26 protein-coding genes, 1 other RNA gene and 1 pseudogene are annotated in these 24,775 nt (G+C 65.9%); 11 read left to right on the top strand and 17 right to left on the bottom strand.

The genetic code is table 11. The features are described from left to right. Window positions 1-116 precede the first annotated feature (116 nt). Window positions 117-1,055, top strand: a complete 939-nt coding sequence (locus tag QE444_RS21135) for an alpha/beta hydrolase (RefSeq protein WP_280311423.1) — start codon at window positions 117-119, stop codon at window positions 1,053-1,055. A gap of 6 nt (window positions 1,056-1,061) precedes the next feature. Here the strand turns inward: QE444_RS21135 and QE444_RS21130 are convergent, their stop codons facing one another. Beyond that, complete coding sequence (locus tag QE444_RS21130) at window positions 1,062-1,799, bottom strand: DUF2059 domain-containing protein (RefSeq protein WP_133862572.1); 738 nt, start codon at window positions 1,797-1,799, stop codon at window positions 1,062-1,064. A 178-nt stretch (window positions 1,800-1,977) separates the two neighbouring features. Here QE444_RS21130 and QE444_RS21125 point away from each other — a divergent pair, with 178 nt between their 5' ends. Next, a complete protein-coding gene (locus QE444_RS21125) occupies window positions 1,978-2,610 on the top strand; it encodes a 2OG-Fe(II) oxygenase (protein ID WP_187980186.1) in 633 nt (210 codons plus the stop codon). Window positions 2,611-2,641: 31 nt separating this feature from the next. Further along, window positions 2,642-3,136: a DUF523 domain-containing protein gene (locus QE444_RS21120; protein ID WP_309741532.1), complete on the top strand. Its 495-nt coding sequence runs from the start codon at window positions 2,642-2,644 to the stop codon at window positions 3,134-3,136. Here the strand turns inward: QE444_RS21120 and QE444_RS21115 are convergent. The 11 genes and pseudogenes from QE444_RS21115 to osmE form a co-directional block, all read right to left on the bottom strand. Beyond that, complete coding sequence (locus QE444_RS21115; RefSeq protein WP_007162082.1) at window positions 3,133-3,333, bottom strand: hypothetical protein; 201 nt, start codon at window positions 3,331-3,333, stop codon at window positions 3,133-3,135. The genes QE444_RS21120 and QE444_RS21115 overlap by 4 nt on opposite strands. A gap of 121 nt (window positions 3,334-3,454) precedes the next feature. Further along, a complete protein-coding gene (locus QE444_RS21110) occupies window positions 3,455-4,813 on the bottom strand; it encodes a nucleobase:cation symporter-2 family protein (RefSeq protein WP_187980184.1) in 1,359 nt (452 codons plus the stop codon). A gap of 110 nt (window positions 4,814-4,923) precedes the next feature. Then, window positions 4,924-5,649: a methyl-accepting chemotaxis protein gene (locus tag QE444_RS23715; protein ID WP_405046303.1), complete on the bottom strand. Its 726-nt coding sequence runs from the start codon at window positions 5,647-5,649 to the stop codon at window positions 4,924-4,926. A gap of 132 nt (window positions 5,650-5,781) precedes the next feature. Beyond that, window positions 5,782-6,645 (bottom strand): annotated as a pseudogene (locus tag QE444_RS23710) (cache domain-containing protein); the annotation flags it as partial. 330 nt (window positions 6,646-6,975) lie between these two features. After that, complete coding sequence (locus tag QE444_RS21100) at window positions 6,976-7,743, bottom strand: ATP-binding cassette domain-containing protein (protein WP_042137188.1); 768 nt, start codon at window positions 7,741-7,743, stop codon at window positions 6,976-6,978. Next, window positions 7,743-8,825, bottom strand: a complete 1,083-nt coding sequence (locus QE444_RS21095; protein WP_133862568.1) for an ABC transporter permease — start codon at window positions 8,823-8,825, stop codon at window positions 7,743-7,745. Before QE444_RS21095 ends, QE444_RS21100 begins: the two co-directional genes overlap by 1 nt. Before the next feature lie 106 nt (window positions 8,826-8,931). Continuing rightward, complete coding sequence (locus QE444_RS21090; protein ID WP_007162077.1) at window positions 8,932-9,960, bottom strand: sugar ABC transporter substrate-binding protein; 1,029 nt, start codon at window positions 9,958-9,960, stop codon at window positions 8,932-8,934. A 63-nt stretch (window positions 9,961-10,023) separates the two neighbouring features. Then, on the bottom strand, window positions 10,024-11,217 hold the full coding sequence (locus QE444_RS21085) for a carbohydrate porin (RefSeq protein WP_133862567.1): 1,194 nt from the start codon (window positions 11,215-11,217) through the stop codon (window positions 10,024-10,026). Window positions 11,218-11,690: 473 nt separating this feature from the next. Beyond that, window positions 11,691-13,526 (bottom strand): dihydroxy-acid dehydratase, encoded by a 1,836-nt coding sequence (gene ilvD / locus QE444_RS21080; protein ID WP_133862566.1) that lies wholly within the window; start codon window positions 13,524-13,526, stop codon window positions 11,691-11,693. 404 nt (window positions 13,527-13,930) lie between these two features. Continuing rightward, the gene (locus QE444_RS21075) at window positions 13,931-14,452 is read right to left on the bottom strand and encodes a hypothetical protein (protein ID WP_132832850.1); all 522 of its coding nucleotides are present in this window, start codon (window positions 14,450-14,452) and stop codon (window positions 13,931-13,933) included. Window positions 14,453-14,644: 192 nt separating this feature from the next. Further along, a complete protein-coding gene (osmE, locus tag QE444_RS21070) occupies window positions 14,645-14,983 on the bottom strand; it encodes an osmotically-inducible lipoprotein OsmE (protein ID WP_133862565.1) in 339 nt (112 codons plus the stop codon). A 279-nt stretch (window positions 14,984-15,262) separates the two neighbouring features. Here osmE and QE444_RS21065 point away from each other — a divergent pair, with 279 nt between their 5' ends. Both QE444_RS21065 and QE444_RS21060 read left to right on the top strand, forming a co-directional pair. Next, window positions 15,263-16,483: an N-acetylmuramoyl-L-alanine amidase gene (locus QE444_RS21065; RefSeq protein ID WP_133862564.1), complete on the top strand. Its 1,221-nt coding sequence runs from the start codon at window positions 15,263-15,265 to the stop codon at window positions 16,481-16,483. Next, a complete protein-coding gene (locus QE444_RS21060; protein ID WP_133862563.1) occupies window positions 16,480-16,884 on the top strand; it encodes a hypothetical protein in 405 nt (134 codons plus the stop codon). Before QE444_RS21065 ends, QE444_RS21060 begins: the two co-directional genes overlap by 4 nt. A gap of 7 nt (window positions 16,885-16,891) precedes the next feature. Here QE444_RS21060 and QE444_RS21055 read toward each other — a convergent pair whose 3' ends face one another. Continuing rightward, window positions 16,892-17,545, bottom strand: coding sequence for a sulfite oxidase-like oxidoreductase (locus QE444_RS21055; protein WP_309741519.1), 654 nt, complete (start codon window positions 17,543-17,545; stop codon window positions 16,892-16,894). A gap of 148 nt (window positions 17,546-17,693) precedes the next feature. On the opposite strand from QE444_RS21055, the gene QE444_RS21050 reads away from it, so the two are divergent. Further along, a complete protein-coding gene (locus tag QE444_RS21050) occupies window positions 17,694-17,930 on the top strand; it encodes a DUF2171 domain-containing protein (protein WP_133862561.1) in 237 nt (78 codons plus the stop codon). A gap of 62 nt (window positions 17,931-17,992) precedes the next feature. Here QE444_RS21050 and QE444_RS21045 read toward each other — a convergent pair whose 3' ends face one another. Genes QE444_RS21045 through QE444_RS21030 form a run of 4 tightly spaced genes read right to left on the bottom strand, consistent with a single transcriptional unit; the run spans window position 17,993 to window position 21,346 of the window. Further along, on the bottom strand, window positions 17,993-18,565 hold the full coding sequence (locus tag QE444_RS21045; RefSeq protein WP_133862560.1) for a BON domain-containing protein: 573 nt from the start codon (window positions 18,563-18,565) through the stop codon (window positions 17,993-17,995). After that, complete coding sequence (locus QE444_RS21040) at window positions 18,562-19,155, bottom strand: phosphoheptose isomerase (protein ID WP_007162067.1); 594 nt, start codon at window positions 19,153-19,155, stop codon at window positions 18,562-18,564. Before QE444_RS21040 ends, QE444_RS21045 begins: the two co-directional genes overlap by 4 nt. 32 nt (window positions 19,156-19,187) lie before the next feature. Next, window positions 19,188-19,562, bottom strand: a complete 375-nt coding sequence (locus tag QE444_RS21035) for a YraN family protein (RefSeq protein WP_285386402.1) — start codon at window positions 19,560-19,562, stop codon at window positions 19,188-19,190. Further along, window positions 19,559-21,346 (bottom strand): penicillin-binding protein activator, encoded by a 1,788-nt coding sequence (locus QE444_RS21030; RefSeq protein ID WP_285386401.1) that lies wholly within the window; start codon window positions 21,344-21,346, stop codon window positions 19,559-19,561. The genes QE444_RS21035 and QE444_RS21030 overlap by 4 nt, the downstream gene beginning before the upstream one ends. Window positions 21,347-21,469: 123 nt before the next feature. Here QE444_RS21030 and rsmI point away from each other — a divergent pair, with 123 nt between their 5' ends. The 5 genes from rsmI (at window position 21,470) to ftsL (ending at window position 24,721) form a co-directional block, all read left to right on the top strand. Continuing rightward, window positions 21,470-22,321 (top strand): 16S rRNA (cytidine(1402)-2'-O)-methyltransferase, encoded by an 852-nt coding sequence (gene rsmI, locus QE444_RS21025; protein ID WP_280311418.1) that lies wholly within the window; start codon window positions 21,470-21,472, stop codon window positions 22,319-22,321. A 66-nt stretch (window positions 22,322-22,387) separates the two neighbouring features. Next, window positions 22,388-22,743: RNase P RNA component class A (rnpB, locus tag QE444_RS21020), an RNA gene on the top strand. Window positions 22,744-23,031: 288 nt separating this feature from the next. Then, window positions 23,032-23,487 (top strand): division/cell wall cluster transcriptional repressor MraZ, encoded by a 456-nt coding sequence (mraZ, locus tag QE444_RS21015; RefSeq protein ID WP_007162063.1) that lies wholly within the window; start codon window positions 23,032-23,034, stop codon window positions 23,485-23,487. A gap of 2 nt (window positions 23,488-23,489) precedes the next feature. Then, window positions 23,490-24,431, top strand: a complete 942-nt coding sequence (gene rsmH / locus QE444_RS21010) for a 16S rRNA (cytosine(1402)-N(4))-methyltransferase RsmH (RefSeq protein ID WP_280311417.1) — start codon at window positions 23,490-23,492, stop codon at window positions 24,429-24,431. Further along, the gene (gene ftsL / locus QE444_RS21005) at window positions 24,428-24,721 is read left to right on the top strand and encodes a cell division protein FtsL (protein ID WP_017640714.1); all 294 of its coding nucleotides are present in this window, start codon (window positions 24,428-24,430) and stop codon (window positions 24,719-24,721) included. Before rsmH ends, ftsL begins: the two co-directional genes overlap by 4 nt. Window positions 24,722-24,775: the final 54 nt, after the last annotated feature.

Genomic DNA, 24,775 nt, shown 5'->3' with positions numbered 1-24,775 from the left:
CTTTGCGCAGGGAAGAGTTGCGCATTTTGAAACAATTGGAAAAGTCCTTTGGCGAACCCTTGTCCTGTGGCGGCCCAGGCGCCGATCATGGGGGCCACTTCGCCGTGAACCGAGCCATGACGCCTCCCTTCGATCTAGACCGCCTCCGCCAGGCCCTGGTGCCCTTGCATCGCGACCTGCCGGCGGATCTCGACCACCAGGCCTATCGCCGCCATTACCGCCTGGCAGACAGCCTCGCGCGACCGGAGGTGACGGTGGCCCTGGGCGCACTTACCGCCGGCGGCTACCAGCTCGCCGTGCAAGGCTGGTGGCCGCGCGAGCCGCGGGGTAGCCTGCTGCTGCTGCACGGCTACTACGACCATATGGGCCTCTATGGTCACGTGGTGGACTGGGCCCTGTCACGGCAGTGGGCGGTGCTGGCCTGCGACCTGCCCGGGCATGGCCTGTCGAGCGGGGCCCGCGCCAGCATCAACGACTTCGCCGAATACCAGACCGCCCTGACGGCCCTGGTCGCCGAAGCCCGCCGCCTGGACCTGCCGCGGCCCTGGCACCTGCTCGGCCAGAGCACTGGCGGCGCCATTCTGCTGGACTATCTGCTGCGCGGTGAGCCCGCCCCCGAACTGGGCGAGACGATCCTGCTGGCGCCCCTGGTCAGGCCCCACGCCTGGCGCCAGGGCCTGTGGACCTATCGCCTGGTGAAGCCCTTCGCGCGTGCCCTGCCGCGGCGCTTCTCGGTGAATTCCGGGGATCCGGCCTTTCTCGACTTCCTGCAGCGGGACAGTCTGCAGCCACGCGAGTTGCCGGCGCAGTGGGTTGGCGCCCTGGCGCGCTGGATTCCGCAACTGGAGAGGGCGCCGGCCAGTAACCGGAGCTTGCTGGTGATCCAGGGCGAGCAGGATTTCACCGTCGACTGGCGGCACAACCTGGGAGTGCTGGAGGCCAAGTTCGCTCGGCCCGAGGTGCTGCGCCTGCCAGAGGCGCGGCACCATCTGGTCAACGAGACCGAAGCCCTGCGCCAGCGCTATTTCCGCTGGCTGGACGACCGTCTCGCCTGAGCCGTCTTACTGACCGCCGCCACCCAGGCCGGCGCGCAGGGCCGCCACGGCGGCACGGTAGTAGGCGCTGCCATTGGGCGAGCTGGCAAAGTCGGCGAACTGGCCGAGTTCGCTGTCGTTCAGGGGGCGATAGACATAGAGCAGGGTGTTTTCCAGGTCACCGGCATTCATCTGCTGGATGAATCGCTGGCGCTGCTGCTCGATCATGCCGCCGGATTGCTGCTGGCCCAGCAGGCCCGGCAGCATCGAACTCAGGCTGTCGGCGGCGAGGCCCGCCAGGGCCACGCTGACCTCGGCCCCGGCTTCGCGCACGGGCAGGGCAGTGGCCAGGCGCTTGGCCTGGGCACGCCGGGCCGGGCTGGCCTGCATCTGGGGTACGCCATTGGCGTTCTTGGCCAGTTGATCGCTGCGCGTGGCGGCGATTTCCGCGGCGACCACCTTGCGTCCCACCGGCGACTGGAAGAACTGCAGGGCGGGGCCGTCGGCCGGCAGGCTCTGGCGCAAGGCGGCCAGTGCGCGCTGATCGATGGCCGCGGCGGTGTAGCGCTTGTTGCTGTTGTCCACCAGGCTCTGGTAGAGCGCCGGCGGCAGGCTGTTCTGGTAGCGCTGCTGGGCAGCCTGCAGGGCGTCACGGAAGTGTCCGCGCTGCTCGGGCCAACCTGCGGCCTGATAGAGACTGACCGTATCGTCGGCCAGGGCGGGCAGGCTGATGGCGAAAAGCAGGGAAGCGAACAAAACGCGCATGGACACCTCGGGCAGCGGCGCAGAGCCGGAAAGTCCGCCATTGTCGGCAACCCCAGGCTGGCTGTCGAGGCGCTCATCCCGGGCATTCGTCGCCTGGTCAAGGCAGGCGCGCAGCCGTGGCCGACTTCTCTTACACTCGGCATCCCGCCGGCCTGGCCCGGTTCTGACGGTTTCCGCGATGGCTCTGCACCCCGAGCATCCCCTGCTGCAACGTATCGTCGACGATCTCGCCGAGCACGGCTGGTCGCGGCAGAGCATCTTCCTGCCCCTGGACCTCACTGCCGAGCTGGCCGCCGAGTGCCGGTTGCGCCACGCCCGCGGTGAGCTGGAGCGCGCCGGCATCGGTCGTGGCGAAAGCCCGCTGATCCGCGAAGGGGTACGAGGCGACCATATCGCCTGGCTGGAGCCGGACGATGCCCATCCCGGCGTGCAGCGTTATCTGCAACTCATGGACACCCTGCGCGAGGCCTTCAACCGCTGCCTGTTCCTGGGGCTGGAAGACTACGAGAGCCACTTCGCCCTCTATCCGCCCGGCGCCTTCTATGCACGGCACCTGGATCGCTTCCGCGACGATGACCGCCGCATGGTCTCCCTGGTGCTCTATCTCAACGATGCCTGGTTGCCGGAGCAGGGCGGCGAGCTGCGGCTCTATCTGGACGAGCGGCGCCAGCAGGATGTCCTGCCCCTGGGCGGCAGCCTGGTGTGCTTTCTCTCCGGCCAGTTGCCCCACGAGGTGCTGCCGGCCACCCGCGAGCGGCTGTCGCTGACCGGCTGGTTCCGCCGGCGTGGCGACAATCCGCTGCAGGCCTAGGGCGTAGACTGGCGGCGGACCGGGAGGCTGCATGGAAAAGATACTGGTGAGTCGCTGCCTGCTGGGGCATCGGGTGCGCTATGACGGCGGTGCCCACGGCCCCTTCGACCTGCTGGCGGTCTGGCAGGCCCAGGGCCGCATCGTGCCGCTCTGTCCGGAAGTGGCCGGTGGCCTGCCGACGCCCCGTCAGCCGGCGGAAATTCCCGGCGGCCAGGGTGGCGCAGTGCTGGACGGTCGGCTGCCGGTGGTGACCGATAGCGGAGAGGACGTGACCCGGGCCTTCGTCGCCGGGGCCGCGGCCGCGCTCGAACTGATCGCGCGCCATGGCATCCGCCTGGCGGTGCTCAAGGCGCGCAGTCCGTCCTGCGGCAATGTGGAAAACTACGACGGCAGCTTCAGCGGCACCCGGGTGGCGGGCGAGGGCGTCACGGCGGCGGCGCTGAAGCGCGCGGGCGTCGCCGTCTTCAACGAGACCGAACTGCAAGAGGCGCAGCGCCTGCTCGCGGCGCTGGAAGGCAACGCCTAGAGGGTCTCCGGCTGGCGGCCCAGCAGGCTCTGGAAATGCGCCTTCTGCACGAAGCAGCCCTTGGGAAAGCGCCAGCCGACCAGCTCGCCCGGCTGCTTTTCGAGGTTCTGGGCAAAGACGGTGGCGCCCATGGCACGCGCCAGGACGGCATATTCGCGCAACGGGACCTTAACGACAGGAACATCCGGGCTGATCATGGGCGCTCTGCTGGGTGGGTCGCCCACGGTCGAAACGACGACCGTGGCGAGTCCACAGGTGACTTGCCCAGGCTATCGGCACCCCCGCGTGGAACTTCAGTCCGCGGATGAAAAAGGGCGTCTAGCCGGGGGTCTTGGGCGTTTCCGGCAGGAACCAGTTCATCAGCAGGGCGCACAGGCCGCCGGTGGCGACGCCGGATTCCAGCACCGCTCTCAGGCCGGCCGGCATATGGGCGAGAAATTCCGGTACCTGGGAAATGCCCAGGCCCAGCGCCAGGGACACGGCGATGATCAGCAGCGCGCGTCGGTCCAGCTCGACACTGGCGAGGATGTTGATCCCCGAGGCGGCGACCGCGCCGAACATCACCATGGCCGCGCCGCCGAGCACCGGCTCGGGCACTGCCTGGATCACTCCGGCCACCGCCGGGAACAGCCCCAGCAGGACCAGGATGGCGGCGATCCACAGGCCGACATGGCGACTGGCGATGCCGGTCAGCTGGATCACCCCGTTGTTCTGGGCGAACACCGAACTGGGAAAGGTGTTGAACAGCCCGGCCAGCAGCGAGTTGGCGCCGTTGACCAGCACCCCGCCCTTGATCCGCTGCATCCACAGCGGACCTTCCACCGGTTCGCGGGAGACCTTGCTGGTGGCGGTGATGTCGCCGATGGCCTCCAGCGAGGTCACCAGGTAGATCACCAGCAGGGGCACGAACAGCGACCAGGAAAAGCCCAGGCCGAAGTGCAGCGGCAGGGGGATCTGCACCCAGGCGGCCTCGTGCATGCCGGTGAAATTCAGCCGGCCCAGCCAGGCCGCGAGGGCGTAGCCCAGCAGCAGGGCGACGACGATGGCGCTGCTGCGCAGACCGCGCAACGGAAGGCGATTGAGCACCACGATGGTGGCCAGTACGGTGCCCGACAGCAGCAGGTTCTCGCCATTGGCGAAGGTGCCATTGCCCAGTGCCGCGAAGCCGCCGCCCATGCTGATCAGGCCGACCTTGATCAGCGTCAGGCCGATCATCAGCACCACGATGCCGGTCACCAGCGGGGTGATGAGGCGCTTGACGAAGGGCAGCACCCGCGACACCCCCATCTCGACGAAGGAACCGGCCATGACCACACCGAAGATGGCCGCCATCACGGCTTCCACCGGGGTGCCATTCTTGACCATCAGGGCGCCACCGGCGATCAGCGGGCCGACGAAGTTGAAGCTGGTGCCCTGGACGATCAGCAAGCCGGCGCCGAAGGGCCCGAAGCGGCGACACTGGACGAAGGTGGCGATGCCGGAGATCACCAGCGACATGGACACGATCAGGTTGGTGTCGCGCGGCGAGACGCCCAGGGCCTGGCAGATCAGCAGACCGGGGGTGACGATGGGCACGATGATCGCCAGCAGGTGCTGGATGGCCGCGAGCAGGGCGATCAGCGGGCGCGGTCGGTCCTGGGGACCATAGAGCAGTTCGGAGCGGGAAGGCTGGGACATGGCGGAGTCGTCGCGGAAAAAGCGCCGATCTTACCGGATGCCCGCCCCGTGGCGCAGGGTCTTCGGCCAGGACGCAGCCGCCGGCCCGAGGGGCGGCTGCGCCTGAGGGGTTACAGGATGAAGCGGGCCACGTCGCGATTGAGGTCGGCGGCGTGATGCTGCAGGGAGCGCGACTGGCGTTCCGAATCCTCGGCGCCGCTGGCCAGGGTGTCGCCGAGGCCCTTGATGGTGATGACGTTGCGGGTGATCTCCTCGGTGACCGAGGTCTGCTCCTCGGCTGCCGTGGCGATCTGCAGGGACATCTCGGAGATGACGCCGGCACTCTGGGCGATTTCTTCCAGGGCGCTGGAGGCGCGTTCCACGTCGGCGACGCTGCGTTCGGCGATGGCCATGCTGCTGTCCATGCGCTGCACCGCCTGGCGGGTCATCTGCTGCAGGGTGCCGATGGTCTCGTTGATCTCCCGGGTCGAGGCCTGGGTTCGCTGCGACAGCGTCCGCACCTCGTCGGCGACCACCGCAAAGCCCCGGCCGTGCTCACCGGCGCGGGCTGCTTCGATGGCCGCGTTGAGCGCCAGCAGGTTGGTCTGCTCGGCGATGCTCTGGATGCTGTCCAGCACCTTGGCGATGGCCTGGGAGTGATGGTCCAGTTCGCCAATGACCCGGGTGGCGTCGTCCACTTCCCGCGCCAGGCTGTTGATGGATTCCTTGCTGGTCTGCACCAGGGTCAGGCCCTGGGCGGTGCTGTCGGAGGACTGGCGGATGGCCTCGGCGGTCTGCTCGGCATTGCGGGCGATCTCCTGGGTGGCGGAAGCCATTTCCGTAACGGCCGTGGCCACCAGGGTGATCTCCTGCTGCAGGCGACCCAGCTCCTGGGTGGCCGCGGCGCTGCGTTGCAGGACCTTCTGCGATTCGGCGTCGACGCTCTGGGCATGCTGGCGCACGCCACCGATCAGGCCGTGCAGGCTGGCCACGAACTGGTTGAAGTGGCCGGCCAGACCGCCGACCTCATCGGTGCTCTGCACGGCGATGCGGCGGGTCAGATCGCCCTGGCCCTCGGCGATCACCTGCAGGCCGCTCGAGACCACACCCAGGGGCCGGAGCAGATAGCTGCACAGCAGGTTGATGAGCAGCAGCGAGCCACCCAGCACCACGGCCAGGATGGCGAGGCTGATCCACAGCTGGCGTTGCAGCGGCGCCATGAGCACGCCGCTGTCGACGATCATCACCAGAGTCTCGCCATTGTGATTCATGGGCGCGGCATAGAGGCGCTGGCCGGCGACGGTGTCGACATGGCGCTCGCCGGGCGCCTGGGCCAGGCGCTGGAGGGTGTCCGCGTCGAGCTGGGGAAAGAGCTCGGTGATCGGCTTGGCCAGCAGGGCGGCGTCCTCGTGGCCCAGGACGATGTTCTGGCCGTTGACCAGCACGGCGCTGCCGGCGCCCGGCAGTTGCACGCGCTTGAGCTGGTCGAGGATGTCGCTGATGCTGACGTCCGCGCCAAGGATCGCCGTGGTCTTGCCCGCCGACTGCAGCGCCCAGCCCAGCGACAGCACATTCTGCTTGGTTGCCGCCGCCACGGTGGGAATGGAAAAGAACACCTTGCCGGGATTCTGCTGCGCCTGCTGGTACCACAGCCACTTGCGCGGATCGTTGTTGTCCGGCGGCAGCTGGACGCCATTGGCATTGACCTGGCTGCCATCAGGCCGGGCATAGAAGACGTTGTCGAAGCCGCCGGAGTTCTTGACCTGATTGAGCCCGGCCGGGAGGTTCGCCTCCTGGGTGTCGGCGGCCAGGGCGCCCAGCGCCGCGGCCTTGCCGTCCAGCCACTGGCGCACCCCGCCGTTGAAGACGAAGCTGACCGTCTTCAGCTGCTCGACCGTGGAGGCTTCCAGCGCCGTGCGGGTATTGAAGAAGTTGATGGCGGTCAGACCCACCCCCACGACCAGGACGGCCGCGGTGGCAGACAGCGAGAGTTTCTGTTTCAACGACAAGGCAGGCACGGCGAGGCAACTCCGACAGTTATTTGTCAGACTTTATCGGTGCCTGCCGGAGATAACTTGAGCGGCCAGTCAGGTTTTTCCTGTCGGGCCGGATCATGGGCGATCAGGCAGGCCCCGGGTCTCCCGCTCAGCCGTGGGCTGGGAAACCCTGGGCCTGGCCTGTGCCTAGGCGGCCACCGTCTGGGCGCCGGTCATCAGCGCCACGGCGTCGGCCATGGAGTGCTGGCGCGGATCGATCACCGTCAGCCGGCGACCCAGGCGATGGATGTGGATGCGATCGGCGATCTCGAACACATGGGGCATGTTGTGGGAGATCAGCACGATGGCGATGCCGCGGGCACGCACGTCGAGGATCAGCTCCAGCACCTTGCGCGACTCCTTCACCCCCAGCGCCGCCGTGGGTTCGTCGAGGATGATCACCTTGGAACCAAAGGCGGCCGCCCGGGCCACGGCCACGCCCTGGCGCTGACCACCGGACAGGGTCTCCACCGCCTGGTTGATGTTCTGGATGGTCATCAAGCCCAGTTCGGAGAGCTTTTCCCGGGCGATGCGCTCCATTTCCTTGCGGTCCAGGGTGCGGCAGAGGGTGCCCAGCAGTCCCGGCTTGCGCAATTCGCGACCGAGGAAGAGGTTGTCGGCGATGGACAGCGCCGGCGACAGTGCCAGATTCTGGTAGACCGTCTCGATGCCGGCCCGCCGCGCCGCGATGGGCGAGGCGAACTGCACGGGCTGGCCCTCGAAGCGGATCTCGCCTTCATCGGGCCGCAGGGCACCGGAGATGGCCTTGATCAGCGAGGACTTGCCGGCGCCGTTGTCGCCGATCACGGCGAGGATCTCGCCGGGCAGCAGGTCGAAGTCGGCATGGTCGAGGGCGGTGACGCGGCCGTAGCGCTTCACCAGGCCACGGGCCATGAGCAGGGGTTCGGTAGTCATCAGCTGGCCGCCTTTCTGATCCATTGGTCGATAGCCACGGCCGCGATGATGAGCGTGCCGATCAGCAGATAGGTCCATTGCACATCGGTGCCCAGCAGCCGCAGGCCGAGGGCGAAGACGCCGACGATCAGGGCGCCGAACAGCATGCCGAGGATGGAGCCGCGGCCGCCGAACAGCGAGATGCCGCCGATCACCACGGCGGTGATGGACTCGATGTTGGCGAATTGGCCAGCGGTGGGCGAGACCGAGCCGATGCGGCCGATCAGCACCCAGCCGGCGAAGGCGCAGATGAGCCCCGACAGCCCGTACACGGTGATCAGCATGCGGCGGACGTTGACCCCGGCCAGCGCCGCGGCCTCGGGATCGTCGCCCACGGCATAGAGGTGCCGACCCCAGGCGGTGTGGTTGAGCACGTACCAGAGCAGGGCGACCAGCACCACCAGGGCGATCACGCCATAGGTGAAGACCGCGCCCCCCAGGCGGAAATTGTCGCCGAACACCTGCAGCAGCGGCGCGGTCGCGCCAATTTCCTGGGCGCGGATGGTCTCGTTGCGCGAATAGAGGAAGTTGGCCGCGAGCACGATCTGCCACATGCCCAGGGTGACGATGAAGGGCGGCAGCTTGATGCGGGCGATCAGCCAGCCGTTGGCCATGCCGCACAGGGTGCCCACCGCCAGGCCGCAGAGGATCGACAGCTCCACCGGCAGGCCGTAGCGGAAGGTGAACTGGCCCATGACCACCGAGGACAGCACCATGATGGCGCCCACCGAGAGGTCGATGCCGGCGGTGATCACTACCAGGGTCTGGGCCGCGCCGACGATGCCGGTGATGGCGACCTGCTGCAGGATCAGGGTGAGGGCGAAGGCGGAAAAGAATTTGCCGCCCAGCAGGGCACCGAAGATGGACAGCGACAGCAGCAGCACCAGCAACGAGACCGCCGAGGGGCGCGAATGCAGGAAGTGACGGAATTTGACCAGCGGGCTGCGCTCGTCACGGGCGAAGGAGGCGACCTCCGTGGCACTGTGCTTGAGCACCTGTTCGAAGGGCTGGCCGGACGGGGAGGGCGAGGTCGGATCGCTCATGGCAATCTCCTGAGAGCGGGATAGCAGCCGAGAGTCGATCGCCCGCGCCGGCGCGGCAGGCGCTCAGGCGGGGCGATCGATCTGCTCTAGCCTAGACGAGAGGTCATCAGCCCCAGCATTTCTGCAGGGCGGTCTTGCTGTCGATGGACTGGATGCCGGGGACCGGCTTGTCCGTCACCAGCTTCACGCCGGTGTCGACGAAGCTCTTGCCTTCGGTGGGCGTCGGCTTCTTGCCGGTGTCGGCAAAGGTCTTGATCGCCTCGATGCCCAGTGCCGCCATCTGCAGCGGATACTGCTGGGAGGTGGCGCCGATGACGCCGTCGGCGACGTTGTGCACGCCCGGGCAGCCGCCGTCGATGGAGACGATCAGCACGTCCTTCTCGCGACCCACGGCCTTGAGCGCCTCGTAGGCACCCGCGGCGGCCGGTTCGTTGATGGTGTGCACCACGTTGATGGTCGGGTCCTTCTGCAGCAGATTCTCCATCGCTGCGCGACCGCCTTCTTCGTTGCCGTTGGTCACGTCGTGGCCGACGATGCGCGGATCGGTCTCGTCGCCGATACGGCTCTGGTCCTTGGGATCGATGCCGAAGCCGAGCATGAAGCCCTGGTCGCGCAGGACGTCCACCGAGGGCTGGGAGGCGTTCAGGTCGAGAAAGGCCACCCGGGCGTCCTTGGCCTTGTCACCCAGGGTTTCCCGCGCCCACTGGCCGATCAGCTTGCCAGCCAGCAGGTTGTCCGTGGCGAAGGTCATGTCGGCGGCGCTCACCGGGTCCAGCGGGGTGTCTAGGGCGATCACCAGCAGGCCGGCTTCGCGCGCCTTCTGCAGGTTGGGCACGATGCCCTTGGTGTCCGAGGCGGTGATGAGGATGCCCTTGGCGCCGTCGGCGATGCAGGTCTCGATGGCGGCCACCTGGCTTTCGCTGTCGCCGTCGATCTTGCCGGCGTAGGCCTTGAGCGTCACCCCCAGCTCCTTGGCCTTGGCGGTGGCGCCTTCCTTCATCTTGACGAAGAAGGGATTGGTATCGGTCTTGGTGATGAGACAGGCGGAAACGGGGGCTGCCTGGGCGGTGCCGCTGGCGAGGGCGGCAGCCAACAGGCAACCGGCGAAGGACGCGAGGGAGACGGTTCTTTTCATTGTTGTGCGCTCAGGTTCGGAGACAGGGACGCGACCGGCAGAACGTCGGTCGCGGTGGAGCTGTTACCACCACTGCTCGACTTGGAAGCCGATGTTGGAGCCGTGCAGATCGTTGCCAAAGTTGCCGGTGCTCGACAGCGTGGAGCCGGCGTCGAAATCATCGGCTGCCTGCTGGGCTGCCCGGTTCCAGGCGGCGTAGGTGTAGAACAGACGGAATTCGGGACGGGTCTTGAATTCCGGACCCTTGGGCGACCAGGTCGGTGCCAGGGTCAGCTTGGTCAGCTTGCGGGTGCCGCCGGGAGCCTGCACCTGGTCATGACCCAGCTCGGTGGAGAACTTGAACTGGTCGCTGATGCCGTACACCAGACGGCCACCCAGCGAGGTCCAGCGCAGGTCGTTGCCATTGGGACGTTCGTCCTTCTGGTAGACCGCGGCGACCTGGCCACCCCAGTAGCGGCTGATCTGCCAGTCGAAGAAGTCCACCACGCGGTAGGAGACGTCCGAACTGCTCAGGGTCGGATCGCCGGTGCTGCCCAGAGCGGTGCCCGGGCCCTGGCCGCGCTGCACGGCAAAGGTGTTCACGCCACCCCAGCCCATGAAGTTGGCCTGCTTGTGCTGCAGCGTCACCGCGATGCCGCTGTTGGCATTGGGCTGGTTGGTGGGCTTGTCCAGGTAGCTGACGCCGATTTCCAGCGAGCCGTTCGGATTGGTGTTGAAGCCGGCGACGTTGAAGTCGAAGCGGTTCTGGAAGTCCTTCTGGTTCTGGTTGTCCTTGCGCGAGAAGGCCACGCTGTATTTCAGGCCGCCGATGTTGACGTCCTCGATACCGCCGCCGGTGGCGCTCTGGTTCCAGTAGAAGAAGTCGGAGATGTGGATGTCGTTCCGCTTGTAGTAGCGGCGACCGGCCCAGACGTTACCGCCGTTTAGGGCAGCAACATTGTTCCAGTAGGCATAGGCCTGGGGCAGGCGAATCTGGCCGTTGTCACCATTGAAGGTCGGCGTGCGATCGTACTGGTTGTAGAGGCTGGCCATGCCGAAGACGCCCACGGCGGAGCCATCGTCCAGGGTCAGGAAGTCCTGCTTGGCGGCGAATTCACCGTACTGTTCGCATTCGTTACCCAGACGATACTTGGACTGGGCGCCCTGCAGCTTGAAGCAGCGCATCGAATTGGAACCGGAGGAGTCTCCCAGGCCGGCGCGGAAATAACCGGTGGTTTCGAAGGCGTGTGCTGCGGGGATCAGGAGCAGGGTGCTCATCAAGGACGCGACCGAAACCCTGGCCAAGGGGATAGCCTTTTTCTTATTCATTTATGTTCCCTGTTTATTGTTGTTGTGTAACTCAGTGCCTGGCCAGCACCTGATCCGCCGTGCTCGAGCGGAAGATCGGTATAGGTGTGACCATTGGAAACCAACCTGACTACAAACTTATCGCTGAATCAATTCAGCGGCAGACGGAGGGTAGCCTTTGATCACTCAACGGCCTAGCGGGTCGATTACAGCGAGGTGTGAGCTGAATCACAGGCTGTGCTTCTGCAAAAATAGCAAGCCAAGCAACTGTGGAACCCCTCTGGAATGGGGTCATGGCGAGCGCTGCTCCAGGTGAAGGAGCGGTAGGCGAAGCGCAGAGGAAAGGACGCGAGCGGAAGGGCGAAATAGAGCGGAGAAAGCAGGCGGGAAGGTGGGGCGGAGCGTCCGAGGGACGGCGGATGCCGTCCCTCGGAACCTGCGAATCAGCCCAGCAGGGCCTTGTCGCGCACGCCGCCCTTGTCGGCACTGGTGGCCAGCAGGGCGTAGGCCTTGAGCGCGGTGGTCACGCGGCGGGCACGGGGTTGTGCCGGCTTCCAGCCCAGCTTGTCCTGCTCGATGCGGCGGTGGGACAGCTCTTCGTCACTCACCAGCAGGTTGATGCTGCGCTGGGGAATGTCGATCAGCACCTTGTCGCCATCCCGCACCAGGCCGATGGCACCGCCCGCCGCGGCTTCCGGCGAGGCATGGCCGATGGACAGGCCCGAGGTGCCGCCGGAGAAGCGACCGTCGGTGAGCAGGGCGCACTGCTTGCCCAGGCCCTTGGACTTCAGGTAGCTGGTGGGGTAGAGCATCTCCTGCATGCCCGGGCCGCCCTTGGGCCCTTCGTAGCGGATGATGACGATGTCGCCGGCCTTGACCTCGTCGGCGAGGATGCCGCGCACCGCCGCGTCCTGGCTTTCGAAGACCTTGGCATTGCCCTCGAACACATGGATGGATTCATCCACGCCGGCGGTCTTCACCACGCAGCCGTCCAGGGCGATGTTGCCGTAGAGCACGGCCAGACCGCCTTCCTGGGAATAGGCATGCGCGACACTGCGGATGCAGCCCTCGGCGCGGTCGTCGTCCAGGGTGTCATAGCGAGTCGCCTGGCTGAAGGCTTCCTGGGTCGGGATGCCGGCGGGACCGGCACGGAAGAAGGTCTTCACCGCCTCGTCCTGGGTCAGGGTGATGTCCCACCGCTCGATGGCTTCGCCCAGGGTCCGGCTGTGCACGGTGGGCAGATCGGCATGCAGGAGACCGCCGCGGGCCAGTTCGCCGAGGATGCTGAAGATGCCCCCGGCGCGGTGCACGTCTTCCATGTGGTACTTCTGGATGTTCGGCGCCACCTTGCACAGCTGCGGCACCTTGCGCGACAGGGCATCGATGTCGCGCAGATCGAAGTCCACCTCCGCCTCCTGGGCGGCGGCCAGCAGGTGCAGGATGGTGTTGGTCGAGCCGCCCATGGCGATGTCCAGGGTCATGGCGTTCTCGAAGGCCGCATGGCAGGCAATGTTGCGCGGCAGCGCCGACTCGTCGTTTTCCTGGTAGTAGCGACGGCACAGCTCGACGATGGTGCGGCCGGCCTGCAGGAACAGCTCCTTGCGGTCGGCGTGGGTGGCCAGGGTCGAGCCGTTGCCGGGCAGGGCCAGGCCGAGGGCCTCGACCAGGCAGTTCATGGAGTTGGCGGTGAACATGCCCGAGCAGCTGCCACAGGTGGGGCAGGCGCTGCGTTCGTATTCGGCGACCTTCTCGTCGCTGGCCGAGCTGTCGGCGGCGATGACCATGGCGTCCACCAGGTCCAGGCCATGGCTGGCCAGCTTGGTCTTGCCGGCTTCCATGGGGCCACCGGAGACGAACACCACCGGGATGTTCAGGCGCAGGGCGGCCATCAGCATGCCGGGGGTGATCTTGTCGCAGTTGGAAATGCACACCAGGGCATCGGCGCAGTGGGCATTGACCATGTATTCCACGGCGTCGGCGATGATCTCGCGACTCGGCAGCGAATAGAGCATGCCGTCGTGGCCCATGGCGATGCCGTCGTCCACGGCAATGGTGTTGAATTCCTTGGCCACGCCGCCGGCCTTCTCGATTTCCCGGGCGACCAGCTGGCCGAGGTCCTTGAGGTGGACATGGCCCGGCACGAACTGGGTAAAGGAGTTGGCGATGGCGATGATGGGCTTCTTGAAGTCTTCGTCCTTCATCCCGGTGGCGCGCCAGAGCGCCCGGGCGCCAGCCATGTTGCGGCCCTGGGTGGAGGTTTTCGAGCGATAGTCAGGCATGAAGCGTCTCTCCGAGGCAGCTTTCAAGATCACGGTTCTGGTCATCGTGAGCGCAGACGAGGCACGGTGCAAACGCGGAGTGACGGTTGCCGGGCCGGAGGGCGGCCAGGCCATGCGGGATCTCCACAGGGGCTGCCAGGGCTCACGAACCCGCCGGAGGATGCTGGCGGAGGGGAATTCGGATCATACACCCGGGCGCCAGCACTGCACAGCAGGCCGGCGTCCAAGGGGTAGGACTTGTCTGAAAGTCGCCGAGCGATGGTCAGGCAAGGCAAAAATCCGTGAGGAAGCGGATCGGACTCGCGCTCGATTTCACGAAGGGCAAGTGAGCATTCCGATCGGACTGGCGACCCAGCGGATTTTTAACACCGCATGACCGAGCGCAGGCACTTTTCAGGCAAGGCCTAGGGCGCTTCCTGTTCGCCGTCGGGGGCGTCTTCCAGATATTCGTCCATGGGCTCCTGGCCAGCCAGGGTCTTGAGACTCAGGTCCACGGCTTCGGGCAGGGTGATGTCGACGCGCTGCTTGTCGCTGCCTTCCAGCGAGGACTCGTAGCTCAGCGCATGGCGCAGGTGGCCGTTCTCGAGGATGGCGCCGACACTGGCCAGCTGGGCGGCAGCTGGAGCCAGGCGCTCGAGGGCGGCCTTGGGCCAGGTGGCCTCGACGGTCGCGTTGCAGGTATAGAAGCCTGCTTCGCCGCTGTCCGAGGGTTCTTCCTGGGTCTTGATGTCGACCAGCGACACCTGGCCGGCTTCCAGCGCAGGCTGGCCGGCGGCGATGTCGTCCGCATAGATCTCGTTGATGGTCTGGGCGTATTGCTGACGGACCAGCTCGGCGGTCTTGGCCGCATCGCAACTGTAGTCATAGCCACCGCAGCCAGTCAGGGAAAGCACCGCAGCTGTGAGTATGAGGTGACGTCTGGACATGCCTGAATTCCTTGGAACGATGGGTAGAACCTGGCGGCGCTGGCCGCGCCTGCGTCGATCCACAGTGCAGGAGGTTGGCACAGCGATCGGGAATGGCGAGGGCCCATGGTGCTGCCGCTCGCCCATCCTGTCCATCAGACGCCGCCAGCGTCCTTCAGGACACCCGGCCTGGCCGGCCGGTCAGCTCCCGGCTCAGGCGCGATCGGCGCTTTCGCAGGTCTCGAAGTCCTTGCTGTCGACGCGGTTCATGCTATCGAAGCCGATCGAATAGACCTGCTCCTTGCCATCCTTGTTGAGCACATAGTTGTTGCAGGTGCCGGGACGGAATTTGCGGGTATAGGTGCTCGACGGGGTGCCACCGAGGCGCAGCACGTCAGCCTTGCTCATGCCCTTGTCCACCTGCTTCACCAGCGGTTGCTCGCGAAATTCGACGCGGCCCACGGTGTAGTCGGCGGTGTTCTTCACCGAGGAGCAGCCCGCCAGCACGGTGCCAGCCAGCAGCGCGGTCGCGACAGCAATCTTCTTGTTCATGGTGTGATCCCTTCAAAGGCGGAAGTGCCTGACACTTCGACGATGGCGGCGCCGATAAATTCGCTCTCTGTCGCACTTCTCGCGGTTTGTCACTTTGACGGACCGGCTGCTGGCCTCGGCAAGTGACTGTATCTAAAGCTGATTCTGCAAACGAACGCTATGCCCCCGTTTTCTAAGGATTATTTTGTCCGAATGGCAGTTGACAGAGACCAGGCGGCAAGCGATCTTTAGCGTTATGTTGTAACTTCCCAGCCGTTTCTCGTTTCTCGCGAGGACCTCATGAATCGCCGTCGTCTGCTCAATCTGATCCTGGCTGGCATGACCTTGCCCGTCGGGTTGCCGGCGTTTGCCGCCCGGCAGCAACTAAAGGGTGCCCGGGCCTGGCAGGATGCCGAGAAGCTCCGCCTGGTCTTCGATCTCACCGGACCGGTGCGCTACAAGACCTTCACCCTGGTCGCGCCGGATCGCATCATTCTCGATCTCGCCGATACCCAGGCCCCCGCGGTGCTCAATCACCTCGCCCTGCAGGGATCGCCGGTGCGCGCCGTGCGCAGCGCTCACTATGGCGCCCAGGACACCCGGGTGGTGCTGGAGCTGGCCCATCCGGTAGAGGTGGAAAGCTTCATCCTTGGTCCGGGCGAAGGCGCGGCCAATCGTCTGGTGCTCGATCTCAAGCGCGCCGGAGCGCCGGTGGTGGCTGCCCGCAAGCCGGCCGACGCCGAGCCGCCACTGGAGGTCAAGCGCGGCAAGGGCCTGGCCACGGGTCGCGACATCATGGTGGTGGTCGATGCCGGTCACGGCGGCAAGGACCCGGGTGCGCTGAGCGCCCGGGGCGATCGGGAAAAGGACATCGCCCTGATCGTGGCGCAGAATCTGGCACGCCGCATCAACCTGCAGAAGGGCTTCAAGGCCAAGCTGGTGCGCAACGACGACTTCTTCGTGCCGCTGCGCAAGCGCGTCGAGGTCGCCCGCAGCTACAACGCCGACATGTTCGTCTCGGTGCATGCCGATGCCGCGCCGCGGCGTACCGCCTACGGCGCCTCGGTCTATGCCCTGTCCGAGGGTGGCGCGACTTCCACCACAGCGCGCTTCCTGGCCGACAGCGAGAACAACGTCGACCTGATCGGCGCCAACGAGATTCTCAAGGGGCGCGATCCCATGCTCGCCGGTGTGCTGCTGGACATGTCGATGAACGCCACCATCTCGTCGAGCCTGGACCTGGGCCACAAGGTGCTGGGGCAATTGTCGAGCATCACCAACCTGCACCAGAAACGAGTGGAGCAGGCGGGCTTCGCTGTGCTCAAATCGCCGGATATCCCCTCGATCCTGGTCGAGACGGGCTTCATTTCCAATGATCGAGACTGCCGGCGCCTGCTCGACAGTCGCCACCAGAAGCAGCTGGCCGATTCGATCTTTGCCGGCCTGCATGGCTATTTCCAGGAGCGCCCCCCGCTGGGCACCTACCTGGCGAGCCTCAAGAACACCCAAGGAGTGACATGAGTTTGCAAGACAAAGCGCGTCGTTACTGGCGCGTGGTGGTGCTGGTGATAGGTGCGCTCTGTATCGTGGCCGGACTGATCGGCTACGGTCAGGGCGGGCGCGACAAGCAGGGCAGTGCCCAGGAAGGCTTCGTCAACAAGGTCTGGCAGATCAAGACCAGCAACAGCATCGAGCCGGGGATGCTCTACGTCTTCCTCAGCGACGGCACCCTGGTGATGGCGTCGCCGAGCAGCCAGCCCTCCCTGGGCCGCTGGACGCGCACCGAGAAGGGCCTGAACATGATCGAGGAAGGCATCACCTATCCCACGGAAATCCTCAGCCTCAGCCGCGACGAATTCCGTATCCGCAGCCTCAATCCCGGCGATCCGGTAGAGCTGCAACTGGCCCCGGCGGCGCACTGAGGCGCCTTCAGGCGTCCTCGGAATAGCGCTGCTCCTGCCAGGGATCGCCGCGGTCATGATAGCCGCGCATTTCCCAGAAGCCAGGCGTGTCGCCGACCCGGAAGTCGATGCGCCTGAGCCACTTGGCGCTTTTCCACAGATAGAGATGCGGGATCAGGGCCCGTACCGGCCCCCCGTGCTCGGCCGTCAGCGACTGGCCTTCCCAGCTGTGCACCAGCATGGCGCCCGGCGCGGCGAAATCGGCCAGCGGCAGATTGGTGATGTAACCGTCATGGCTGTGCAGGAGCACATGGGTCGCCTCGTCCCGCGGCTGCACCTCGTCGAGCAATTCTGCTATCGGCAGACCGATCCAGCGATTGTCATAGCGTGACCAGGTGGTGACGCAATGCATGTCGCTGACCGTCTCGGTAGTCGCCCGCGCGGCGAAGGTCTCCCAGTTCCAGCGCAGCGTCTTGCGGACCGCGCCGGTCACCGCCAGTTGCCAACGCTCCCGGCTGACCTCCGGGCGGATGCCCAGATCCAGGACCGGCCAGTTGCTGACGCGGTGCTGGCCAGGTGGCAGACGCTCGCTTTCCGCACGCGCACCCTGGCCGGTGAGGAAGCGTCCCTCCTGGGCCCAGCGCTCCTTGGAACGGGTCAGCTTGCTCGGCTCGTCGCTCATCGATGGATCCTCTTCACAGGTCGCGGGCTTCTGACCGTCATGATGGCCTTTCGTCGGCATGGGCCGAACCCAGACGACGTCTTGCGCCTCCTATCCTGCAGGCACTCAGAGAGGCGCCTCCTTTTTCCTAACCTGCCGGAGAACCACCATGGTAGATGCAACCCAGATCAAAGAGCATGCGGAAGTTGTCGGTTCGGACGGCCAGCACGTGGGCACCGTCGACCATATGGAAGGCGCCGATCGCATCAAGCTGACCAAGCGCGATCAGGATGCCGATGGCAAGCATCACTACATTCCGCTGAGCTGGGTCCAGTCGGTGGATGGCAGTCAGGTACGCCTGTCCAAGACCCGTGACGAGGCCGAAAGCGAGTGGCAGGCTGCCTGAGGCACGCCGCCCAATAAAAAGCCCCGCTGATGCGGGGCTTTTTATTGGGCGGCGAATAGGGATCAGTTGATGTATTCGAACAGCTTGACGATGCGCTGCACGCCCGAGACGCTCTGGATCAGTTGCACGGCATGGGCGCCTTCCTGCTGGGTCACCAGGCCCAGCAGATAGACAATGCCGTTCTCCGTGACCACCTTGATGCGCGAACCGGGGATGTCTTCATCGGCGAACATCTGGGTCTTGATGCGGGTGGTCAGCCAGGAGTCGTTGCTGCGTGCCAGCAGCGAGGAGTTGCCGGTCACCTGCAGTTCGTTGTGCACCGTCTTGACCCGCTGCACGCTGCGCACGGCCTGTTCGGCCTGGGCCTTGAGATCGGCGCGCGGCGTCTGGCCGGCGATCAGCACCACGCCGTTGTAGCTCACCACCACGATGTGCGAACTGGCCAGATCGGGGTTGGCCTTGGAGATATTGACCGAGGCCTTGGTCTCGATCAGGGCGTCATCCACGGTGCTGCCCAGGGTACGGGTGCCGCGGTTGTCGTCGATGGGCTTGTCGCGGCTGGCGGTGACCACGTTGCTACAGCCGGCGACCGCAAAGGACAGCGCCAGGATGGCGAGCAGGGGAGCCTTCTTCATTCTTCGCTTCCAAACAGTTGCTGATCGATCTGGTCGCACAGGCAGTGGATCACCAGCAGGTGCACTTCCTGGATGCGGGCGGTGACCTTGGCAGGCACGCGAATCTCGACGTCTTCGGGCAGCAGCAGGGAGGCCATGCCGCCGCCGTCTCGGCCGGTAAGGGCGACCACGGTCATCTCGCGGTCGTGAGCAGCCTGGATCGCCTGGATCACGTTGGCCGAATTGCCGCTGGTGGAGATGGCCAGGAGGATGTCGCCCGGCTGACCCAAAGCGCGGATCTGCTTGGAGAACACCTCGTTGTAGCTGTAGTCGTTGGCGATGGAGGTCAGCGTCGAGGTGTCGGTGGTCAAGGCCAGGGCCGGCAGGCTGGGCCGCTCGCGCTCGAAGCGATTCAGCAATTCCGAGGAGAAGTGCTGGGCGTCGCCGGCGGAGCCGCCATTGCCGCAGGTGAGAATCTTGCCTTCGTTGAGCAGGGCCGCAACCATGACCTGGCTGGCCAGATCGATATGCGGAATCAGGACTTCCATGGCCTGACGCTTGGTTTCGATGCTGTCCCGGAAGAGTTTCTGGATGCGGGCGTGGGTGTCCATCGCGATATCTTTGACCTGTGCTGTGGAGGGCCTCAGGCGTCGAAGGCCTGTTTGATCCATTCGAGTGCCTGAGGGGACGCGTCGGCCCCGGGGCCGATCGCGATCACGTCGAAACGACAGGGCCGCTTGGCCCAGCGCGCTTCGGATTGCAGAAAGAGGGCGGCGCTGTTGACCAGTCGCTGCCGCTTGCGGGCATCTATGCTTTCCGCGGCGCCGCCCCAGACGGTGTGCCTGCGGGCGCGTACCTCGACGAATACTACTGTATCGCCGTCGAGCATGACCAGATCGAGCTCGCCACCCTGCCAGCGCCAGTTGCGGGCGATCAGCCGCAGGCCGCGCGTCTGCAGGAACTGCAGGGCGCGATCCTCGGCTTGCCTGCCGCGCTGGAGATGCGGCGCCTGCTTCACGGGGTGCTGAGCGAAGCCGGCACGCTGGTGGTGGGCAGCGGTGCATTGTTGGCCGGCAGCGGCTGGGCCACGCCGTTGCGGAATTCCGCCCAGGGCAGGTGACGCACCACGCGCTGGTCGGGCGCCACGCTCAGGTTGCCGGACAGGCCGGGCAGCTCGGAGTTGGGCAGGGCCTTGAGCTGCTGCAGATGCAGCGCCAGCAGGTAGGCATCGGCGCCCATGGCATAGAGCCGACCGATGCTGGTGCCGGCCTGCGGCCATTGGGCGGTGATCTTGGCGCGCAGCGGATTGCTCGGGTCGAGCAGCCAGGGGGTTTCGCAGAACAGGATGCCGTTGAGATCCTGGTTCACGCCGGGTTCGTTGACGCCACTGTTGAGGTTGGAGGTGGCGTATACCGGCAGATCACGGGCGTTCTGGTAGACCAGGATCGGCTTGATCTGGCGGGCCTGGGCCGGGGTCGAGGCGAGGAAGATGAAATCCATGCCCTGACGCATCTGCAACAGGCTGGTGATGCGATTGGCGATCTCGACCGGTTGGCCGATGCGCTCGGCGGCCACCAGGCGACCGCCCAACTGCTGCCACTCGTTCTGGAAGGCGGCCAGCACGCGGGCACCCCAGTCACCCTGGGGCACCATGGCGCCGGCACTGCGCTTGCCGTCGGCCCAGGCACGGCGCGCGGCCTCGCGGGCCTCGTCCTCGGCGGCCAGGCCGAACTGGAAGAGTTGCGGCGGCTGGGCGCCCTGGGTGTCGCCATAGTTCAGCGCCAGGGTATTGATCGGCAGTTGCGGACGATCGCCCAGCTGCTTGACGAAGTTCTTCTCCAGCGGGCCGACCACCAGCTGGATGCCGGCGGCCTGGGCCTGGCGGTAGAAGGCGTCCAGCGAACCCATCTGGGTACTGTCGTAGACGGTCACGGCAGGGGCACTCTGGCCGGCGGCCAGGGCTTCGTAGCGGGCGGCCATGAAACCGTCCTGCAGCGCGCGCGAGACGCCGGCGAGCTGGCCCTGCAGGGGCAGCAGCAGGGCGACGCGGTTGAGCGGTTCCCGCGCCAGGGTCTTCAGGCGCTCCAGATCATCGGGCAGATTGCGCGCGGCGGGATGGCCGGGGTTCTGCTTCTGCCATTCCTCGATGGCGGCGAGCTGCTGATCCAGCGCCAGGTTGCCGCGGGTAATGGCGGCGAGCGCTAGCCAGCCATTGAGATCGGCGTCCTTCACGCTCTGGCGCAACTGCGCGTCCGGCAGGCTGGTTACCAGCTGCCAGATCTGCTCGCGGTTGTCATGGGCGGCGTCGCCGTCCAGCAGCGGGCCGAGGAAGATGCGTTCCTGGGCGGCGGCGAGCGGCTGGCCGTTGGCGGCCTGGGCCGCGGCCTTGGTCAGGCCGCTGCGGATCTGCTGCTGGGCCGGCAGTTCGCCCAGTTGGGCGAAGCTCGGGTGGTCGAAACGCTTGAGCGACTGGGCCGGCTGCTTGTCGAGCAGGTCGAGCTGGGCCAGCAGGGTCTGGGCAAACATCTGCTGTGCCGGCTTGAGGCCTTCGATATTGATGGAGCCGAGGATCTGCCGCGCTTCGCGGGAATTCTGCTGGGCATAGGCCTTGTCGGCGGCGGTCAGGCGCAGCAGATTGGCCTGCTCGGACTGACTGGAGCCAGCCTGATTCAGCAGCTGCTCGATGCTCGCCTGGCTGGACTGGGGCAGGTCGCCGAGGGCGTTGTTGACGGGCGAGCTGCTGCAGGCGGCGAGCAGGGCGAAGGCGGTGGCGCAGAGCAGCGGACGCAGGCGGAACTTCATGCTGTGGTTCCTGAGCAAAAGTCTGGAAAGGGGGCGATTGTCTCACAGCACCCAAGCGCTGCGAACGCCGAGGGCGAGAGCGGCGTACACTGTTGGGCTATTTCCAGTCCGTCAGGTTTCATCATGATTTCGCCGGGTACTCTTTATGTGGTTGCCACGCCCATCGGCAACCTGGACGACATCACCGCCCGCGCGCTCAAGGTCCTGCGCGAAGTGGCCCTGATCGCCGCCGAAGACACCCGTCATTCGGCGCGGCTGCTGCGTCATTTCGGCATCGAGACGCCGCTCGCGGCCTGTCACGATCACAACGAACGCGATGCCGGTGGCCGCTTCATCAGCCGGCTGCTGGCGGGGGAAGACGTCGCCCTGATCTCTGATGCGGGCACGCCGCTGATTTCCGATCCGGGCTTTCACCTGGTACGGGCGGCGCGCGCCCAAGGTCTCCGGGTCTCGCCGATTCCCGGCGCCTGCGCCCTGGTCGCGGCGCTGTCGGCGGCCGGTCTGCCCTCGGATCGCTTCAGCTTCGAAGGCTTCCTGCCGGCCAAGGCGGTAGGCCGGCAGGGACGCCTGGCGGCGCTGCGCGAAGACCCGCGCACACTCATCTTCTACGAGGCGCCCCATCGGATCGAGGATTGCGTGGCCGACATGGTGAGCACCTTCGGGCCTGAGCGACACATCGTCCTCGGGCGCGAATTGACCAAGACCTTCGAGACCCTGCGCGGCCTGCCCGCCGGCGAGCTGTTGGCCTGGATTCGCGCGGATCTGGATCAGCAGCGCGGCGAGTGCGTGCTGCTGGTGGGTGGCTGGGCGGCGCCGGAGGACGCGGAGGTCGATGCCGAGACCCTGCGCATCCTCGATCTGCTGCTGGCCGAGCTGCCGATCAAGCGCGCCGCTGCCCTGGCCGCCCAGATCACCGGCGCGCGCAAGAACCGGCTCTATCAGCTGGCCCTGGAGCGCAAGGGCGAGCCGGGCTGAATCAGGGTGAATTAGTGGGCATCTTTCCTTGTTATCCGCCCCCAGTCTCTATACCCTTGCGCCGCGAGAGCCGACCGGGCAGTCGCTGTCGTGATCCGCAAGGGTTGCGAGGGAGGAAAGTCCGGGCTCCATAGGGCGAGGTGCCAGGTAACGCCTGGGAGGCGTGAGCCTACGGAAAGTGCCACAGAAAATAACCGCCTAAGCGCGCAAGCGCCGGTAAGGGTGAAAAGGTGCGGTAAGAGCGCACCGCACGGCTGGCAACAGTTCGTGGCTAGGTAAACCCCACCTGGAGCAAGACCAAATAGGAATCCATAGGCGTGGCCCGCGCTGGATTCGGGTAGGTCGCTAGAGGCAATCAGCGATGGTTGTCCCAGAGGAATGACTGTCCTCGACAGAACCCGGCTTACAGGTCGGCTCTCGCACCCCTCCCTCCTGGGCCTCTGCGCCCGGGGTCTGAGACCTCTTCTTAAGACATCACTTTAATCAATTGAGCCAATCAATTGACTTCATTTCCGTTTGTCGGAAATCGATGTCGTTCGTCCTGGCCGTGAACTCGTGCAATTTGCTCGAAATCCCCGTCCCACGCGGCCTGGCTACCCCCTCGCTTACCTTGACTGAAAGCGGCCCTCCTCAATATAGTGGCGGCCGGTGGTACGAAGTGGGGCGAAGTGGGATTTAATGGCAAGGACAGCCTATTAGAGGACGCGAAATTGTTCCGGGGAGCGAACGCCATCAGTCTCGACGCCAAGGGGCGCGCCGCGATGCCGAGCCGGTATCGTGACGAGCTGCTGGAGCGTTGTGCCGGCCAGCTCATCGTGACGATCGATGCCGTCGACCCCTGCCTTTGCGTCTATCCACTCCCGGAATGGGAAATCATCGAAAGCAAGCTGCGGCAGTTGCCCTCGCTGCGTGAGGAGACTCGCCGCCTGCAGCGCTTGCTGATCGGCAATGCGGTGGATCTGGAACTCGACGGCAGTGGCCGTTTCCTGGTTCCGCCGCGCCTGCGTGAATACGCCAAGCTGGACCGGCGCGTGATGCTGGTCGGTCAGCTCAACAAGTTCCAGTTATGGGATGAGGACGCCTGGAGTGCCGTGTGCGACGCGGATCTCCTGGCGATTAAGGAACCCGGCGGTATGCCGGATGAAATGCGCGATTTGATCCTGTGACCATGAACCCAGTCTTCCACCACGTCTCCGTTCTCCTGGACGAGGCCGTACAGGCATTGGCCATCCAGCCTGCCGGCCGTTATCTGGACGGCACCTTCGGTCGCGGCGGACACAGCCGGGCCGTGCTGCGCCTGCTGGGTGGAGAAGGGCGGCTGCTGGGCTTCGACAAGGATCCCCAGGCGATCGCCGCCGGCCAGGCCCTGGCCGCGGAAGATCCCCGCTTCGAAATCGTCCAGCGCAGTTTCGCCGAGCTGGGCGATGAACTCGTCAGCCGTGGCTGGTCCGGCCAGGTCGATGGCGTGCTGCTGGATCTGGGCGTGTCCTCGCCCCAGCTCGACGATCCCGAGCGCGGTTTCAGCTTCATGCAGGACGGTCCCCTGGACATGCGCATGGATCCGAGTCGGGGGCAGAGCGCTGCCGCCTGGATCGCCACGGCGCCCGAGGCCGATATCGCCCAGGTATTCAAGGAATTCGGCGAAGAGCGTTTCGCCAAGCGCATGGCGCGCGCCGTGGTGCAGCGCCGTGAAGTCCAGCCCTTCGAGCGCACCGGTGACCTGGCCAAGGTGCTCACCGAGGCCAATCCGGCCTGGGAAAAGGGCAAGCATCCTGCTACCCGCGCCTTCCAGGGGCTGCGCATCTACATCAATCGCGAACTGAGCGATCTGGAGCAGGGCCTGCAGGCGGCCTACGAGCAACTGGCCGTGGGTGGCCGGCTGGTGGTGATCAGCTTTCACTCGCTGGAAGATCGCATCGTCAAACAATTCATGCGCCGACTGGCCAAGGGCGAGGCCGACCAGCTGCCGCGCGACCTGCCGATCCGCGCCACGGTCTTCGAACCCTCGCTGCGCCTGCTGGGCAAGCCGGTCTACGCCAGCGAAGCCGAACTGGCCGCCAATCCCCGCGCCCGCAGTGCCGTGATGCGCATTGCCGAGAAGCTGAAATGAGCCGGCTCTTCGTCAAGAAACTGCCCCTGGGCAGCAGCGTCATGCTGGTGCTGTTCGCCGGCGTACTGTTGTCGGCTGTAGCCGTGGCCTATAGCGCCCACTGGAATCGCCAGCTGCTCAACACCCTCTATGGCGAGATGGCCATCCGCGACAAGGCTCAGGCCGAATACGGTCGGCTGCTGCTGGAGCAGAGCACCTGGACCGCCCACAGTCGGGTCGAGGCCCTGGCCAGCGGCCAATTGCAGATGCGTATTCCCGATCCGACCGAAATCCGGATGGTCAATCCGTGAAAGGCCTGATCGCGCGCCTGCCATGGCGCTTCAGCCTCATTATCGGGCTGTTGC

The sequence above is a fragment of the Pseudomonas sp. SORGH_AS_0199 genome (assembly GCF_031453735.1).
GTDB lineage: Bacteria > Pseudomonadota > Gammaproteobacteria > Pseudomonadales > Pseudomonadaceae > Chryseomonas > Chryseomonas aestiva.
This window is presented reverse-complemented; position numbering and strand designations above follow the sequence as displayed.